Origin of the sequence: Candidatus Kapaibacterium sp. (assembly GCA_023957315.1) — a bacterium.
In the GTDB taxonomy this organism is placed as follows: Bacteria; Bacteroidota; Ignavibacteria; order Kapaibacteriales; family UBA2268; genus PGYU01.
Window position 1 is genome coordinate 87,332 of the sequence record JAMLHE010000007.1, and the last position, 17,618, is coordinate 104,949.

Consider the following 17,618-nt stretch of genomic DNA (forward strand, 5'->3'; position numbering starts at 1 on the left):
AAATGAAAGTTCAAATTAGTTTGAATCAAATATTTGAAATAACAGGTGGAGAACTTTTGGGCTCCACCGATGTTATTATTAATGGGATACAAGGCATCGAAGATGCAGTCCAAGGCGATTTGACATTTTTTTATAATGACAAATACAGCAAGTTTTTAACAGTGACTGATGCATCATGCGTAATTATTCCTTTGGGTACAAATATAGAGCCGAAGCCGAACCAAGCCTTTATTGCTCATAAAAATCCTCATGAAGCATTGGTTCATTTGCTGAATTATCTGTCTCCCAAACAAGAAGTCTCAAGCTATAAGGTGCATCCTACAGCTATTATCGAATCAAATGTTTCATTGCCCGAACATATTCAAATCGAAGCTTATGTCACAATCGGGAAAGATTCCATATTGCAAACCGGAGTTAAAATAATGGCAAACACAACAATAATGGAGAATGTGAAAATTGGCAAAAACACCAAAATTTACCCCAATTGCGTAATACATTCCGACACAGAAATTGGCGATAATTGCATCATATATTCAGGTGCAGTAATAGGTGCAGACGGATTTGGCTATCTCGAAAGCGACCTTGACGGTTCTTATTCCAAAATTCCGCAACTCGGTAATGTGGTCTTAGAAAATCATGTCGAAATTGGAGCTAATACTACTATAGATAGGGCGCTCATCGGAACTACCCGTGTAATGCAAGGCACTAAGATAGATAATCTTGTCCATATTGCACATAACTGCGAAATCGGTCCCAATACAGCCATAGCAGCTCAAAGTGGATTTTCCGGCAGCGTCAGGACAGGTAAAAACTGCAAATTCGGTGGTCAAATCGGATTGGCAGGTCACCTCGAAATTGCAGACGAAGTAGTTTTGCTTGCACAATCAGGTGTTCCTAAAAGTATTACAAAAAAAGGTGTCTATTTCGGTTCACCGGCAAAAGAAGTTCAGTTGGCATTCAAAATTGAGGCGATATTACGAAATCTACCTCAAATGGATAAAGATTTAGCAATAATTAAAAAAAGATTATCAGAAATTGATAGTCAATAAAATAGGCATACCAAAATTAAATTCACTTTTATTCAGTTTACTTTCGTATTTTTGTAAATTAAATTGTTTTATTCACTCCATAAGAGTAAATGGAAAAACAAAGAACACTTCAAAAATCGGTGGCATTTTCAGGTACAGGCTTACATACAGGTAATCCTTCTACAATTACATTCCATCCGGCTCCGGCTAACTATGGCTATGTTTTTGTCAGAACCGACTTAGACACACCGATTGAAATTCCGGCGCTTGTTGATTACGTTGTTGACCTTTCACGAGGTACGACTCTCGGAATCAATGGTGTCAGAGTGCATACAGTTGAACACGTTTTAGCTGCTTTGGCAGGTTTACGCATAGATAATTGTCGAATTGAACTTAATTCTAACGAACCTCCCGTCATTGACGGAAGTTCGATGCCATATGTAAATGCTCTTCTCGAAGCCGGCATAACTGAGCTTAACGCCGAAAGAGAGTATTTCGTTATTGACGAGGCAATTCGCTACACAAACGAAGACAAGCACGTTGACATTGTCGCATTGCCCAATAATGATTACCGTATCACAGTCATGATTGATTATTTCAACCCTGCACTCGGTAGTCAGCATACGGGTATGTTTGATTTAGAAAAAGAATTTGTTAGTGAATTTGCTCCTGCTCGCACATTTTGCTTTTTGACCGAAGTTATGCATCTGCACAAACAAGGTTTAATCAGAGGCGGAAGTCTTGATAGTGCTATAGTTATCATAGATAAAGAAATGACTCCTGATGAACTTGGCGAACTTAAGCAGATTTTCAGATTGAACGGCGTTCCGAATCTTGGTGAAAATGGGATTTTGAATGGGACAAATTTGAGATTCAAAAACGAGCCCGTTCGCCACAAACTGCTTGATATGATTGGCGATTTGGCACTAATTGGTGTGCCTCTGAAGGCACAAATTCTTGCGGCTCGTCCGGGTCATGCCAGCAACATCGAATTTGGCAAATTAATCAGAACAAAATATCTTGAAAATAAAATCAAATTCAAGAAACCTTTTCCGAATGATAAAAAATCTCTCGATATAAGCGACATAATGAAGATTCTCCCGCATCGTTATCCATTCTTATTGATAGATAGGATAATTTCAATAGATGACGAGAATAGCATCATTATTGGATTGAAAAATGTTACTATCAACGAACCATTTTTCGGCGGTCATTTTCCTGATAAACCAGTTATGCCGGGTGTGCTTATACTTGAAGCTCTTGCTCAAGCAGGCGGACTGATGATAACGCGAAAAGTGGAAAATATTGACAACAAATTAGCGTTCTTTATGGGAATTAAAAATGCTAAATTCAGAAAACCCGTTTTTCCGGGTGACCAATTAATTATGGAAGTCAAACTTATTTCTAAACGCCTGAACACATTCTTATTTGAAGGCAAAGCTATGGTCGATGGTCAAATCGTAGCAGAAGCCGAGTTTCAAGCTGCTTTAGTCGATAAATAAAAATGGTTACAAAGATTCACCCTACTGCTATTGTTTCGGACAAAGCGATAATCGGCAATAACGTCACAATCGGTCCTTTCACTATTATCGAAGATGACGTTCAGATTGGTGATGATTGCGAGATTCGCTCTTCGGTTGTTATCGGAGATGGCGCAAGAATCGGCAATAATGTCAAACTCTTTGCAGGCGCCGTGATTAGTACCGAACCACAAGACATGAAATTTGATGGTGAACAAACTTTCACTATCATCGGCGACAACAGCATAATACGCGAATTTGCTACTATCAATCGTGGAACCAAAGAAACCGGTAAAACTCAAATTGGCAGTAACTGCCTAATTATGGCGTATTGCCACATTGCTCATGATTGTATCATCGGTGATAATGTCATAATGTCTAATGTTGTTCAGATTGCGGGTCATGTTGTAGTCGAAGATTGGGTAATACTCGGTGGAGTTGCCAAAATTCACCAATTTTGCAAAGTCGGAAGGCATTCGATGGTCGGTGCAGATGTCAAAATTGTCAAGGACGTTGCTCCTTATACACTTGTTGACCGAAAACCGGCTCAAGTTGAAGGTATAAATAAAATTGGGCTTCGCAGACGTGGCTTCGAAGCTGAAATAATCAACGAAATTGAACTTTTCTACGATACTTTGCTTTTTTCGGGATTGAACAATTCAGACGGAATTGCAAAATTTCTTCAAAGGGGTGAAACCTCACCCGAAGTAAACTATTGCATAGACTTCATCAAAAATTCTGTCAGGGGTATTCATCGCTAATTTTTCCCAATTATCATAAATTGGAATTTCGTGCAATATGTCCGATGAAAACCACAACAAAATCAGATTTGATTCTGTAATACGAAAAACAAAAGATTTTTCAGTCGTAAAACCCATTTTATTGTTGATAGCAAGCGATTTGCTTTCCATCATAATTTGTTTTGCGATTGCTTCAGTTGTAATACGCAGCTTTTATTATCCCGCACTTGATATTTTAAATCTCTACCTCGAATTCCAAATTGTAATGCCCGTGTTTTTTGTCATGTTTACAATTAACAGGCTTTATCCCGGATATGGCAATTTCATCGTCAACGAAATTCATTCCATTTGGATTACAATAACACTGATGTTCAGTCTGATGGCTGTTGCATCGCTATTTGTGCATCTCCAAATTTGGTATGTCAAATCATTCTTCTTTCTATCGTGGGCATTGCTATTGTTTATAATGCCAATTATGAGGCATATCATTAAAATGGTTTTTACCTCGAAAAGCTGGTGGGGAACGCCTGTTCTGATTATTGGGTCAGCGAAATCTGCCAAAAAAGCCATTGAATCACTCCAGAAAAATCCTTTTGGCGGCTATAAACCTGTTGCTTGTTTCATTGATGATTACAAGGATAAAAGCATCGGTATTGAAAATATCGAAACATTTTCTTTAGATGATTTGCATCAATTTGATTTAATTGATAGCATTGATACAGTCATATTCATTAGCGAAGGAATTCCGGAAAATCGCAAAAATGAAGCAATTAACCACTGTGTTAAGACATTCAAAGACACAATCATAGTAAACGAAATTTACGGGCTTTCAAGTTTCTGGCTCTTATTCAATTCATCAAATAGCTTTTATGGTGTGAATCTGAGGAGCAATCTGTTGGATAAGCCGATTATCATTTATAAACGATTTTTCGACCTCATTCTCAGTATTGCCTTGCTCGTAGTGTGGTTGCCTTTGATGCTCTATGTCACATTGGCATTATTTATATCAGGCACGAAGAATGTCATTTATAAGCAAGTCAGGATGGGGCTCAAGGGTAAGCATTTCAATCTATTCAAATTCCGCACAATGAAGGAAGATGCTCATGATTCCTTGAGCGAAATTTTGGAAAAGTATCCTGAGAAAAAAGAGGAATATGCCAAATTTCACAAATTGAAAGATGACCCGCGAATAACTAACTTTGGGCGCACTTTACGCAAATTCAGCCTCGATGAATTGCCGCAATTTATCAATGTGCTCAAAGGGGATATGAGCCTGATTGGTCCGCGTGCATATTTGCCCGAAGAGCGCATCAAGATGAACGATACCGATAAATTGATTTTGAACGTCAAACCCGGTATTACAGGTTTATGGCAAGTAACCGAGCGAAATGATTCAACTTTCGAGGAACGTTGTATGGCTGATATTTATTACATTCGCAATTGGACTTTATCACTTGATTTTTATATTTTTATCAAAACGATTTGGGTCGTCATGACCGGCAAAAGTAGTTTTTGAGGACAAGCATGAAGAATATATTTTTTACTGCATTCATAATTTTGATGATTTGTACAAATGTTCACTCCCAAAGTGATGATGTATTGCTATTCAGACCTTTGACAGCAAATACATTTGAGCCGAGAATAGGGGCGCATTACAATACCTGTGACGAGAATTTACGATTGGATATCGGTGCATCTTTTGATTTGCTAAATATTAAGTATGATAACTCTGCTCTGGCTTTTGGGACAGATTTTTTCACATATACTCGCCTTCGGAGCGATAATAATTTCAAATTTCCTGTGGAAACTTCGGATTATTTTTTCGGTTTAAATGCTTCCCACGAGCATGAACTTGGTGATGACTTAATTGAAGCTCGATTTAGATTGGCTCACATTTCATCACATCTGGTTGACGGCTATTCGCAAAACGGAACATTTTTCAAAGAGCCATTTGTATATAGCCGAGAGTTTGTTGACCTTTACGTAGTTTACGAAACGCATTTTACGTCATGGTTTTCGATTCGCCCTTATGCCGGATTGACGCTTGTATTCTCGACTATCCCCGATAATGTAAATCAAATTCTACCACAAATTGGTATCGAATCTGAAGCAAAATTGAACGAGTATATTAAATTTCATTTTGCTTTCGATGTCAAAGAAGGCGAAAATCGAGTTGGCTATATTTCCCAAACCGGAATTGATTTTCAGTTCAACAAAAAGTTCGGTGTTCGGCTGTTCTACAAGTATTACAACGGAAATTCTATGCATGGAATGTTTTTTGATGAAAAAGATATTTATAATGCAGTTGGTTTTAACGTAATTTATTTTTAAATTAGAGGTTGGAATTGTTTAAATTTCGTAAGACATATTTTTCATTACAAATTATGGAGATTTTATGGCAAGAAGCGTCAACAAAGCGATAATTTTGGGTAATTTGGGTCAAGACCCGGAACTCAGAAGTACTCCTACAGGTCTGTCAGTCACAACACTCAATGTTGCAACTACTGAAAGTTTTAAGGATAAGAACGGAGAATGGAAAGATAATACTGAATGGCACAGGATTGTCGTGTGGGACAAAATGGCTGAAATTGCTCATGAAAGACTCAAAAAAGGCAGCAAAGTCTATGTTGAAGGTAAAATCACAAACAGGTCTTACGACGGCAAAGATGGTGTCAAACGCTATGTTTCGGAAATTCGTGCAATGATGGTGATTCCCTTGGACTACAAGGCTCCCAATAGGAATAATGAATATGCCGATGAATCTAACGATGAAGATATCCAAGTTCAAGACAATAATGGCGAAGATATACCATTTTAAATTTCAAAACTTTAATATCTAAAAATTCCGCTTAGCCGGAATTTTTTATTTTTTATGAAAAAACTAATTTTATTCGACATTGACGGTACAATTTTAAACTTCAAGCATGGTATAGCCAAATCCTTGTTTGCGGATTTGCTCTCAGAATTATTTGGCAAGGAAGTTCCTGATTCGGCTATTCCCGATTTTTGGGGTATGACTGATTTGCAAATTCTGAGAATCATTAGCCAAAATATCGGAGTTTCATACGATGATACTTTGAAAATTTTGCCAACCATTTGGAGCAGGATTTACATAAGTTTTGAAGAACATACTACAATTGAAAATGTGAAAATATTGCCCGGTGTTGTAGAATTAATCAACGATTTGCACGATAATCCGGACATACAATTAGGCTTATAACGGGGAATTTCTTCGAGAATGCATATTTGAAACTTCGTGCACATAATTTGGACAAATTTTTTCCTCTATCGGTGCTTTCGGTTCGGATTCTGACGATAGGAATATGCTTCCTCCGATAGCTATCAAAAGGGCTAACAAATTCGTCGGGAGCGAAAATTTCAATACGAATAATACACTAATAATCGGCGACACACCTCGCGATATTGATTGTGCAAAGGCTCATAATATTGCCGTTTTGTGCGTTGCCACAGGTGCTATGACATTCGATGAATTATCTTTGCTCAATGCCGACTTTGTGCTGAATGACTTGTCCGACACCCGACATACACTGGAAATTATAAATAGACTTATCGAAAATTGAAATGAAAAAAATCATAATTGCAATTGACGGACCGGCTGGTTCGGGAAAATCCACTACAGCAAAAATTGTTGCCGAAAAGCTCGGCTATATATATATTGATACAGGTGCGATGTACAGAGCAGTAACTTTGGAATGGCTGCGATGCGGATTGGACATGAACGACGAGAATCTTAATAAGCTGATGGACAATCTCAGTATCGAGCTTAAACAATCCGAATGGGGGCAGAGAACTTTTTTGAATCATGAAGATGTCAGCTCGGAAATTCGCCTGCCGGATGTTACCAAATATGTCAGCCCGATAAGTGCGTATTCCTATGTTCGGGAAAAGTTGGTCGAGCAACAACGATTGATGGGCAAAAATGGCGGTGTTGTCATGGACGGACGCGATATTGGCACGGTTGTATTCCCTCAGGCAGAGCTTAAAATATATTTAGTGGCGTCAATATCTGCCCGTGTTCAACGTCGTTTGAAGGAGTCAATTGCAAAAGGAATTAATGTTTCCGAGTATGAAGTCAAGCGGCAAATTGTTGATAGAGATGCTTATGATAGCTCCCGAAGCAACAGCCCGCTCCGAAAAGCTGATGATGCTACCGAAATTGATACTTCGGACTTGACAATCGAGCAGCAATCCAATTTGATAATTGATTTGGCAACAAAAATAATCAATAAATAAGCTATTATGAAAGTTACTATAGATATTAAATCGGGGTTTTGTTGGGGAGTTGACCGCACTGTTGACATTGCGGAAGAAACCCTGAATCAGTCGCAAACAGAAGGTAAAAATGTATATATTCTCGGGCATATAATTCACAATCCGAAAGAAATCGAAAGACTCGAACAAAGAGGTCTGACTACGATTACTCATTCGGATTTGGAGCGTATTGCTAAAGATGACAAAGACGCCAAAGTTATTATACGGGCTCACGGCGAACCACCCGCAACTTACAAAAGTGCCGAAAATCTCAACTTAGACGTTGTCGATGCAACTTGCCCGCTTGTGACGAATTTGCAAAATCGAGTCAGAAAATATCATCAGCAGAATTTTCAAATCATAATCTTTGGTAAAAAAGAACATGCTGAAGTAATCGGACTGCGCGGCGTTTGTGATGATAACTGTCATGTAATTAAGACTTTAGACGAAGCAATGCAAATCACTGATTTCGACCGACAAACTGTCTTTATGTCCCAAACGACAATGGATAAACATCATTTCCACGAAGTTAAAGAATACCTCGACAGCAAAATTAAAAATATGATTGATTTAGGGGAAATTGACAACAAACTCTTAGCACGCGATACCACTTGCCGTGCTGTTACGAGTAGGGAAGAGCCTTTGCTCAACTTTGCCCGTATTAACGATGTTGTGATTTTCGTTTCGGGCAAAAATTCATCCAACGGCAAAAGCCTCTATCAGTCTTGCTTGAAAGTCAATCCCAAAACTCATTTCATCGAAGATATTTCCGAGATTGATTGGACATGGTTCGACGGCGCCGAAACAGTCGGCATTTCCGGTGCTACAAGCACTCCGCAATGGTACATGGAAAAAGTAAAAGCTGTGATTGAAGACAAGTTCAATATAAATGAAAGTTCATTAGTCAATTGAAATTTTTCTGCAAATAAGAAATTTTTTGCTTCCATCACATAATGTTACAGCAAATATTTTATACTCATCGCCCTCGAGTAAATTCAATTTTTTTCGCAAATCCTCAGTTTTCATCGGAAAATTTCTCACTTTGAGCATCGCTTTGGGCTGATTGCCCAATATATTTTCCAATTCTTTTGCATTCGGTTTTGTAATTGCGATTAGCTCGAATACTTCTCCGGCAAAATTTTCTGTTTGCAATTCAGATGTGTACAAATTTGTATTTACACCAATTTCATATATTCCGTAATGCGTTTGATAATCAAAATACTTCCCTAACTTGACCAAAGCTACATTAGCTTCGTAAATGTATTTTTTGGGCATTTCGTAGCTGCTTGGAGCTTTGTTGAGTGTGCCGCTTATCACGAAATTTTTGCTATCTCCAAGTTCAACAGCAACGATTTGTGGCTCTTTCGGCATCTCACTATTCAAACTCACTAAGATTTCCTTGCATTCATTATTGACTGCAACAACATGAATGAATTCGATATTTTTAAAATATCTTAAAATCTCCTCAATATCGAACAATGGCGAAAGTTTTATCATGATTTTGTTGGCTTTCTTGCTCAAAATTGGAAGTAAGACAGCCAAATCGGGAGTCATTTCATCAAGTTTGAAAACTCGCTTGCCGGATTGCCGTCGAGAAGGGTCAACATACGCAAAATCAAATGTTGTCCCGCTTTTGTTGAGATATTCGATGCAATCTGCTGCAACAATCTCGACATTTTTCAAATTCAAAACCGAGAAATTATGCTTTAAAAGTTCAGCTAAATCAGCATTGTTCTCAATTATAAGATGCCTTTCAGAATTAATGGCAATAGCAGCTGAATCTACTCCCGTGCCGCCTGTGCAATCTATTGATGTCTTAAATTGATAGATTTGTGATTTGAAGAATGCCGTTTTTTCGCTTGATGATTGCTCTAAATATTTGCTATTCGGCAGTATCAAATCAAAATTTCGGCACCACGAAGGGAGCTTAGTCTTGATTCGTTGACGCGATTCAATTTGTTCTAAAGCAATCTTCAATTCGCTCGGTTCGAGTTGCCTATTTTTCAAAGCTAACTCGTGAGTGTCCGATTGGACATTATTTTCAATAAAATCTTTTACTTTTTGATTAAAATTCATAAATTTGGTTTACTTAATTTGAAACTAAGCTAAATTAACAATTTTTTCACTATTAACAACGTCAAAGGAGATTAACCAAGTCAAATTCTGAAAATATATGAAACTGAACATTAAAGACGAAGTCTCTCGGCTGGAATCGGTGATTATTGGAATAGCCAACGACAGGGGCAATACGATACATGAGAACAATCCCAAAATATCAAAACATCTGAAGCAAGGGACAATACCGCCCGAATCTCAATTAATCAAATACGTTGACTCTTTTGCCGAGCTTATCGAATCTCAAGGTGTAGAAGTTATCAGACCGCGAAATATCGAAAATCAAGACCAAATCTTTGCTCGCGACATTTCATTTGTTATTGACGATGTTATGGTCAAATCCAATATGAAAAAGGAAAATCGACGGATTGAACTTCAGGGAATTGACTTCATTCATAATCAAATTCCACCAAGTCAAATTCTCGAAATGCCCGAAGATTCTTTCATAGAGGGCGGCGATGTGATTTTGCACGGAAAATATGTTTTTGTTGGGATTTCCGAGCGAACTAATTGGAGTGGTTACGAGTTTTTGAAAAAATCATTTCCGCAAAAAGAAGTCATTCCATTTCAGCTTTGTGTAACTGAGAATCCTGCTACTAATATTCTGCACCTTGATTGTACCTTTCAGCCCGTTGGCTTAGATGCGGCGATAATTTATGGGGGAGGCTTTGTTTATTATCCCGAAGCTATTTATGATATTTTTGGAGAGAGTAAGCTAATCAAAGTAACCCAATATGAGATGTATCACATGTATCCGAATGTTTTTTCATTGGCTCCCGATAAAGTCGTTTCCGATGCAACATTTGGCAGATTGAATGATATTTTGAGAGGCAAATCAATCAAAGTGCTCGAAACAAATTATTCCGAAGTAGGGAAGTTGGGTGGCTTATTCCGTTGTTCCACATTGCCTTTGGCGCGCATTTGACAAAGCGCGGTCTTCACGAAGGCATTGATTTTTATATCGACACCACAGGATTAATGGTTTTTACCGAAAAGTATCACTTAGAACGAGGCTATTGTTGTAAAAGTGGATGCCGACATTGCCCTTATAATCCAAAAGAGACGCCCAAAAATTCTAAAGATAATCCAAAGAATCAATCTTTGCCCCGGTAAATGGAGCGATTGCTCGCTTGTAAACGCCTTGGACGTATGCGATTGCCATTCCATAATTTGTGATTGGTATATCGGCTTTTTTGGCTGGTGATAATCTGTTCATGATTTGCTTTTTCGTGACGACGCAGCCACCGCACTGAATAACAAGGGCATACTCTTCAATTGGTGTTTGCAATTTATCGAGTCCGGCTACAAAATCAAAATGCAAGTCCTTACCGGTAAAATTGCTTATCCAGCGTGGTAATTTCACTCTGCCGATATCATCACACGAAACTAAGTGTGTGCATGATTCCAACATCAAAATCTTGTCGCCGCTTTTGAGTTCGGAAATTTTTGGAGTCCCATGCAAATATGCCTCAAAATCGCCCTTATATCTCGCTAACAAAATGCTGAATCCTGTCAGTGGAATATCATCGGGAACTGAAGCCGCAGCTTTGAGCAAAATCTGACTATCGGTAATTACAAGTTTGGGTTTGATTCCGGTTGTTTTCAAAAATGTATCGAGCTCGCGCTCTTTTAAAACAATCGCAACAGCGTCATTGTCCAAAATATCTCTTATAGATTGCACTTGGGGCAGTATCAAACGCCCTTCGGGAGCTTCGATGTCAATTGGAGTGATTAGCAACACAATATCGCCATAAGAAACCAAATCGCCAATCATAGAGTTCTTTTTCCAGGCTGATTCGGGAATATTCAATCGTATTTTGGCTATCAAAGTTGATATATCGCTTTCGGTTGTGCAAGTGACTGAAACAACATCTACTCCATATTCCTTCTTGGTTTTCAGAGCAAATTCTTTATCAAGCGGGATTAAGTCTGATTTGTTGTGAGCGATAACAAAATTCACATCGCTTTGCCTGAATAAATCAATTAGGAAGATATCCGTTTTGCTAATTTGATTGCCCGAAATGACTAATATTGCAAGGTCAACATGCTTGATTGCTTCAATACTTTTGTCAATTCTCTTAAGCCCCACATCGCCCGTATCATCGGCTCCGGCTGTATCTATTAAAACGACGGGACCTAAGCCCGGGATTTCGATGCTCTTTTTGACCGGGTCAGTCGTCGTACCCGGATGCTCCGAGACGATAGCAATTTCCTGTCCGGCGATTTTGTTTATCAGCGAACTTTTTCCTTGGTTACGGATTCCAAAGATGCCAATATGTAGTGTAGATTCTTTACCTTTTGCCATTTGTCTTATATGAAATTAATTCGCTGACTGAAAATCCTAATTTGTTCAAATTTTCTGCTTTTATCAAATCCACCAAAATATGCTCATCGATAATTTTCAACTGGCGATTAGCATCAATTATGTCACAAGAATTTGTTACCATGAAATTTGCCAACTGTGTTGCATTATGATAACCTATATGAGGTAATAATGCTGTACTAATTGTAGGGCTCATCATAACTTTTTCGGTCGACTCATCTTCGTTTATAGTCAGTTTCGAAATCAAATTATTGCTCATAGTTTCGTTAGCCGCAATAAGCAGTTTCAGGCTACTGATTAAATAATGTCCGATTGTCGGTAAATAGGCATTCAAATCTAAGCATCCCATAGCTGTCAATCCCGTTATTAGCTGGTCATGAGCATAGATTATATGCGAGACTTCGATGACGAATTCGTTCACAACCGGATTTACTTTTCCCGGCATGATTGACGAGCCTGCTTGCAATGTCGGCAAGTTGATAGATTTTTCGCCAATATCGGAGGAAAGCAGCCGCAAATCGGAGACAATTTTTTCCAAATTAACGGCATGAGACTTCAGTATAGCATGAACTTCAACCAATGTATCTTGATTTGAAGTTGCATCGGTCAAATTTTCACTTCTCGTAACGGGCAAATTTGTAATATTTTTCAAAATATTCGGCACTTCCATTATAAAATATCGCGGCACGGTGAGCCCTGTTCCTGCGGCACTTCCTCCGATATTAACTACTTTAATTCTCTCGAAGCATTTCGAAACGCGCCACCAATCCCTCCATAAGGCTTCAGTATAAGCTGAAAAAAGTTTACCGAATGTAGTTGGTACTGCGGCTTGCATCTGAGTATAAGCCAATCTCAATGTGAAATTATGTTCTTTTTCAAGTCTCTCAAAAATGGCACGCGTATCATTGATAGATTTTTCCAATTGCTCGAGCAAAGCCATCACTGCTATTCTTAGCGCCGATGGGATAACATCGTTGGTTGATTGATATATATTAGCATGTTCAATCGGGTCAATTATGTGATAATCGCCGCAATTATGCCCCAATGACAAGAGAGCAGAATTGGCGATAATTTCATTGATATTCATATTCACACTTGTACCTGCTCCACCTTGAATCGCAGGAACAATGAAGTGCTCGAAATATTTACCTTGCGACATCTCGTCTGCCGACCGAATCATAGCCGAAACTATTTCCGGTTCGATTAATTTCAAAGGTAAATCCTCTACTTTGAATTTGCTTTGGACTGCTTGAGCAAATTTTTCGTAATTCAAATAGTAAGCGAGTTTTACTGTGCAGACTGCTTTGTACCATTCAATACTGAATCCTGTGTTGTCAGGGAAGTTATGTCTTGCTCTGATTGAGTGGATGCCATAAAGGGCTTCCTTAGGTATATCATAAGTTCCGATTTGGTCTTTTTCTGTTCGCATATTCAATCAATCATTTTTATTATTTCATAAAAGTAGTGAAATTTTTGTAATAAATCAATTTAAAAAAAAGTAAGCCATAGCTAACAATCATTTTAGAAATACATTCGGAAAACAGTTCCTCGTATCTAAGTTTATACTTAGCTAAGTAATTGATAAATAATGAATTATTTGACGATTTTTCTTGCATATTATGAGTAATTTCCTTAAATTTGCATAGGATATTGATACAAATGTATAGATAAAGTTGAAAAAAATATCAATAATAAGTGAATTTATTAACAATTAATTTAAAATAACATTTAAAAGGTGTTGCAATGACCAAAACCGATTTGATGGTAAAAGAACTCGTTGACAAATACGGAAACAAACGAGAGAGCCTTTTGCCGATTTTACAAGGAGTTTACGATTTAGAGCACTTCGTGTCAGATGAAGCTATGGTATCCATAGCTCGCAATCTTGATTTGTCGTCTGCTGATGTATATGGTAAATCTACCTTCTATAGTTTTCTGGATACAATTCCACGAGGTAAATTTGTGATTCGCGTATGCAAAACTATCGTTTGCGATATGCACGACAAAAACCAAATTGTGGATACTTTAGAAAACATACTGAAAATAAAAGTGGGCGAAACTACGCTGAACCGCAAGTTCTCGCTTTTATATACAAATTGCTTGGGATGGTGCCACAAAGGACCGGCAATGCTCGTCAACGATGACGTTTACACCGATTTGACCCCCGAATCAATAAGAGAAATTATCACCGATTACAAAAACAGAGAATAGGAACATAAAATGCAAGAAAGATTAAAAAGATTAGATGTTATACTTGGAATCCATCCGGAAAGTCCATACCAAGTAATGGAAAAAGCTTTGAAACGCGCCCCCAAGGATATTATCTCAGATTTGATAGATTCGGGATTGAAAGGTAGAGGAGGGGCAGGATTTTTGACCGGTTTGAAATGGAAGTTTGCGGCTGCTGCCGAGGGCGATGAAAAATTCGTTGTGTGTAATGCAGACGAAGGCGAACCGGGCACTTTCAAAGATAGAGAAATTCTTACTATAGTACCCAAAAAAGTATTAGCCGGTATGGGTATTTGTGCTTATGTTATCGGTGCCAAAAAGGGTTATATTTACCTACGTGGTGAATATAAATACTTAGTTCCTCATCTTGAAAGAGAAATTGCAGAATTCCACAAAAATTGCTTCAAATTAGAACTCGATTTCAATGTTGAAGTATTTCTGGGCAGTGGCGCTTATGTTTGTGGCGAAGAAACTGCATTACTTAACTCGATGGAAGGTTTCAGAGGCGAACCAAGAAATAAACCACCATTCCCAACGAATAACGGTTACTTGGGCAAACCAACTGTAGTCAACAATGTAGAAACTTTGGTTTCGGCTCAAGTGGTTAGCAGAATTGGTGTCGAAGAATTCAAGAAACTCGGTATCCAAGATTCACATGGCTCAAAATTATTCTCCGTATCAGGCGATACTCCAAGACCCGGTATTTATGACTTGGAATTCGGTCTATCTTTAGAGGAGTTCGTCCGCGAATTTGGCGACGGTGATACCAAGGCTGTTCAAGTTGGTGGAGCGTCTGGTTTTTGCGTACCGCGAAAGAAATTCCAATCCACAACTATTGGTTTTCCGGGTGGTTTGACAGGCGATTCCTTGCCCACAGGCGGCTCGATGATGATTTTCAATAGTTCACGTTCGATGTATAATGTATTGAGAAATTATCTTGACTTTTTCGAAGAAGAATCATGCGGTCAATGCACTCCTTGCAGAATCGGTTGCCAACAACTTAAAGTAGGGATTGAAGCTGTCAAACGTGGTGATAAAGACCCCGAATACCTCCAACAATTGCTCAAACTTACAGATACAATGAAAATTACGGCTAAATGCGGGTTAGGACAGTCTGTGGCTAATTCCTTCTCGTCAATAGTTGACAATTTCCGTGAAGAAATGATTTATTAACAATTTATCGAAATAAAATGAAGAAGAAAAAAATGGAAAGTATAAAAAATATAATCAGCGTGAAAATCAACGGTATTGATGTCAGTATCGAGAAAGGCACTACAATTTTGGAAGCTGCTCGGAAAATTAATGTACGTATCCCAACTTTGTGCCATCATGAAGACTTGTGCGTTGCCGGTAATTGTAGAGTTTGTGTTGTTGAAGTCGAAGGTGCAAAAAACTTAACTGCTTCTTGCGCTGCTCCATGTGAACAAAACATGGTCATCAAAACCAATACTCCTAAAGTTAGAAGTGCACGAAAGGACTTGATTGCTTTGCTTGTTTCCGAACACAATACCCAATGCACAACTTGTTATCGCTCGACTAATTGCGAGCTTCAAGCTCTTGCATCAGAATATAATGTGGACAACAACACTTATCTTAGCGTTTTAAAGCCCGGAATTCATGTTGACCGTTCATCTTGGAGTATCGAAAAAGACGACAGTAAATGCGTCAGATGCCAACGTTGCGTCAGAACTTGTGCAGAATTGCAACATGTTAACGCAATTACAGTTGCTCACAAAGGTAAAGATATGAAGATTTCTACTTTCATGGACTTGCCGATGAATGAAGTAGTTTGTGTTAATTGCGGACAATGTATTATTCATTGCCCAACAGGAGCACTAACCGAAAGAAGATATTTCGATGACATTTGGGAAGCAATTGGCGATGAGAAAAAGCATGTCGTTATAAATACAGCACCATCAGTCAGAGTGGCTATTGGTGAAATGTTAGGATATGCTCCCGGAGCTCATGTAACCGGTAAGATGGTTGCTGCATTGAAAAAAATCGGATTTGATTCCGTGCTTGATACCAACTATACTGCAGATTTGACAATTATCGAAGAAGGCACTGAACTTTTGGGCAGACTCAAGAGTAAAATCAAAGATGAAGACGATTCGGTTGCACTGCCGATGATTACATCTTGCTCTCCGGGTTGGGTTAAATTTATAGAACACATGTATCCCGAACATCTCGCACATTTGTCAACTTGCAAATCTCCGCAACAAATGTTTGGTGCATTGGCTAAGACTTATTATGCTGATAAAATCGGTGTCAAACCCGAGGATATCGTCAGCGTCGCAGCTATGCCATGTGCAGCCAAGAAGTTCGAAGCAAATCGTCCGGAAATGAAATCCAGTGGTCATCAAGATATTGACGCAGGGCTTACAACCAGAGAAATCGGACATATGATAAAACAAGCAGGTATTGATTTCTCGGAAATTTCAGATTCAGATTTTGATAGTATTATGGGCGATTCTACAGGTGCAGCGATTATTTTCGGTGCTACCGGTGGGGTTATGGAAGCCGCTCTCCGAACAGCTTACGAACTAATAACCGGCAGAGACGTGCCATTTGATAGATTGAATATCGAACCTGTTCGCGGTTTGGAAGGTATCAAACATGCAGCAGTGAAACTCGAAAACTGTCTCGAAGCATACAGTTTCCTCGAAGGTGTCGAACTTAGAGTCGCAGTAGCACATGGTTTGAAGAATGCTCGCATCATAATGGACCAAATAAAAGACGGCACTTCACCTTATCATTTTATCGAAATCATGGCTTGTCCCGGCGGATGTATTGGTGGTGGTGGTCAACCTATCCCAACTAATGACAAAGTAAGAATGGCTCGCATAAAAGCTATTTACGAAGATGATGCAGACTGTAAATTACGCAAATCTCACGAAAATCCGGAAATTAAGCAAATTTATGACGAATTCCTGAAAGACGGACCGTTGGGTCATAAGTCACACAAGTTATTGCATACACACTACACTAAGCGAAACAGATATTAGTTAATATTTATATACGATATGCTCCGTTTTCGAGCGGAGCATATCATAATTTACAGAAATTAATACGGAGAGCTTGATTTATATTAAGCTCAATGTGTCATGCTCAATGATTCTTATCTTGAGGAATTACCGATGGAAAAGAGATTAGGAACAATGATTATTCTCATCGAAGATAAATCTTGTGTAGAGATATTAAACAATACAATATCTCAGAATTCCTCTATTATTCTCAGCCGCCACGGTATTACTCTCCAAGATAGAAAGCAAAGTGTCATGTCACTGATTATTGAAGGTACAACTGAACAAATCAGCATATTATCAGGCAGATTAGGTAAAATTAAAGGCTTAAAATGTCGCTCAGTTTTAATTAAAAATGACATCTAACG

At 38.5% G+C, this 17,618-nt stretch carries 19 protein-coding genes; 16 read left to right on the plus strand and 3 right to left on the minus strand.

What is annotated here, in order from left to right; genetic code table 11:
* The first annotated feature begins 2 nt into the window (after positions 1 to 2).
* The 10 genes from lpxD (at position 3) to M9949_09225 (ending at position 8,472) form a co-directional block, all read left to right on the plus strand.
* Complete coding sequence (gene lpxD / locus M9949_09180; protein ID MCO5251577.1) at positions 3 to 1,049, plus strand: UDP-3-O-(3-hydroxymyristoyl)glucosamine N-acyltransferase; 1,047 nt, start codon at positions 3 to 5, stop codon at positions 1,047 to 1,049.
* An 89-nt stretch (positions 1,050 to 1,138) separates the two neighbouring features.
* Entirely contained in the window at positions 1,139 to 2,530 is a 1,392-nt protein-coding gene (locus M9949_09185) for a bifunctional UDP-3-O-[3-hydroxymyristoyl] N-acetylglucosamine deacetylase/3-hydroxyacyl-ACP dehydratase (protein MCO5251578.1), read from the plus strand.
* 2 nt (positions 2,531 to 2,532) lie between these two features.
* A complete protein-coding gene (lpxA, locus tag M9949_09190; protein MCO5251579.1) occupies positions 2,533 to 3,309 on the plus strand; it encodes an acyl-ACP--UDP-N-acetylglucosamine O-acyltransferase in 777 nt (258 codons plus the stop codon).
* A 37-nt stretch (positions 3,310 to 3,346) separates the two neighbouring features.
* Positions 3,347 to 4,804, plus strand: a complete 1,458-nt coding sequence (gene wbaP, locus M9949_09195; protein ID MCO5251580.1) for an undecaprenyl-phosphate galactose phosphotransferase WbaP — start codon at positions 3,347 to 3,349, stop codon at positions 4,802 to 4,804.
* Between the two features lie 8 nt (positions 4,805 to 4,812).
* Positions 4,813 to 5,619, plus strand: a complete 807-nt coding sequence (locus M9949_09200; protein ID MCO5251581.1) for a DUF1207 domain-containing protein — start codon at positions 4,813 to 4,815, stop codon at positions 5,617 to 5,619.
* 64 nt (positions 5,620 to 5,683) lie between these two features.
* A complete protein-coding gene (gene ssb / locus M9949_09205; GenBank protein MCO5251582.1) occupies positions 5,684 to 6,106 on the plus strand; it encodes a single-stranded DNA-binding protein in 423 nt (140 codons plus the stop codon).
* 54 nt (positions 6,107 to 6,160) lie between these two features.
* The gene (locus M9949_09210; protein ID MCO5251583.1) at positions 6,161 to 6,508 is read left to right on the plus strand and encodes an HAD hydrolase-like protein; all 348 of its coding nucleotides are present in this window, start codon (positions 6,161 to 6,163) and stop codon (positions 6,506 to 6,508) included.
* Between the two features lie 103 nt (positions 6,509 to 6,611).
* Complete coding sequence (locus M9949_09215) at positions 6,612 to 6,869, plus strand: HAD hydrolase-like protein (protein MCO5251584.1); 258 nt, start codon at positions 6,612 to 6,614, stop codon at positions 6,867 to 6,869.
* 1 nt (position 6,870) lies between these two features.
* The gene (cmk, locus tag M9949_09220; protein ID MCO5251585.1) at positions 6,871 to 7,542 is read left to right on the plus strand and encodes a (d)CMP kinase; all 672 of its coding nucleotides are present in this window, start codon (positions 6,871 to 6,873) and stop codon (positions 7,540 to 7,542) included.
* Between the two features lie 6 nt (positions 7,543 to 7,548).
* Entirely contained in the window at positions 7,549 to 8,472 is a 924-nt protein-coding gene (locus tag M9949_09225; protein MCO5251586.1) for a 4-hydroxy-3-methylbut-2-enyl diphosphate reductase, read from the plus strand.
* Here M9949_09225 and M9949_09230 read toward each other — a convergent pair.
* Positions 8,461 to 9,636, minus strand: coding sequence for a class I SAM-dependent methyltransferase (locus tag M9949_09230; protein ID MCO5251587.1), 1,176 nt, complete (start codon positions 9,634 to 9,636; stop codon positions 8,461 to 8,463). The genes M9949_09225 and M9949_09230 overlap by 12 nt on opposite strands.
* Positions 9,637 to 9,733: 97 nt before the next feature.
* Here M9949_09230 and M9949_09235 point away from each other — a divergent pair, with 97 nt between their 5' ends.
* Both M9949_09235 and M9949_09240 read left to right on the plus strand, forming a co-directional pair.
* Positions 9,734 to 10,600, plus strand: a complete 867-nt coding sequence (locus M9949_09235) for an arginine deiminase family protein (protein ID MCO5251588.1) — start codon at positions 9,734 to 9,736, stop codon at positions 10,598 to 10,600.
* 53 nt (positions 10,601 to 10,653) lie between these two features.
* A complete protein-coding gene (locus M9949_09240) occupies positions 10,654 to 10,788 on the plus strand; it encodes a DUF5522 domain-containing protein (protein ID MCO5251589.1) in 135 nt (44 codons plus the stop codon).
* Here the strand turns inward: M9949_09240 and hydF are convergent.
* Together hydF and M9949_09250 are read right to left on the minus strand one after the other, a co-directional pair.
* Positions 10,751 to 11,980, minus strand: coding sequence for a [FeFe] hydrogenase H-cluster maturation GTPase HydF (gene hydF / locus M9949_09245; GenBank protein MCO5251590.1), 1,230 nt, complete (start codon positions 11,978 to 11,980; stop codon positions 10,751 to 10,753). The genes M9949_09240 and hydF overlap by 38 nt on opposite strands.
* On the minus strand, positions 11,967 to 13,427 hold the full coding sequence (locus M9949_09250) for a lyase family protein (protein ID MCO5251591.1): 1,461 nt from the start codon (positions 13,425 to 13,427) through the stop codon (positions 11,967 to 11,969). The genes hydF and M9949_09250 overlap by 14 nt, the downstream gene beginning before the upstream one ends.
* 314 nt (positions 13,428 to 13,741) lie before the next feature.
* Here M9949_09250 and M9949_09255 point away from each other — a divergent pair, with 314 nt between their 5' ends.
* From M9949_09255 to M9949_09270, 4 genes are all read left to right on the plus strand, one after another.
* Positions 13,742 to 14,209 (plus strand): NAD(P)H-dependent oxidoreductase subunit E, encoded by a 468-nt coding sequence (locus tag M9949_09255; protein ID MCO5251592.1) that lies wholly within the window; start codon positions 13,742 to 13,744, stop codon positions 14,207 to 14,209.
* A 9-nt stretch (positions 14,210 to 14,218) separates the two neighbouring features.
* Positions 14,219 to 15,400: an NADH-quinone oxidoreductase subunit E gene (locus M9949_09260; protein ID MCO5251593.1), complete on the plus strand. Its 1,182-nt coding sequence runs from the start codon at positions 14,219 to 14,221 to the stop codon at positions 15,398 to 15,400.
* 32 nt (positions 15,401 to 15,432) lie between these two features.
* A complete protein-coding gene (locus tag M9949_09265) occupies positions 15,433 to 17,232 on the plus strand; it encodes an NADH-dependent [FeFe] hydrogenase, group A6 (protein ID MCO5251594.1) in 1,800 nt (599 codons plus the stop codon).
* Positions 17,233 to 17,364: 132 nt separating this feature from the next.
* Positions 17,365 to 17,616, plus strand: coding sequence for a CopG family transcriptional regulator (locus tag M9949_09270; protein ID MCO5251595.1), 252 nt, complete (start codon positions 17,365 to 17,367; stop codon positions 17,614 to 17,616).
* Positions 17,617 to 17,618: the final 2 nt, after the last annotated feature.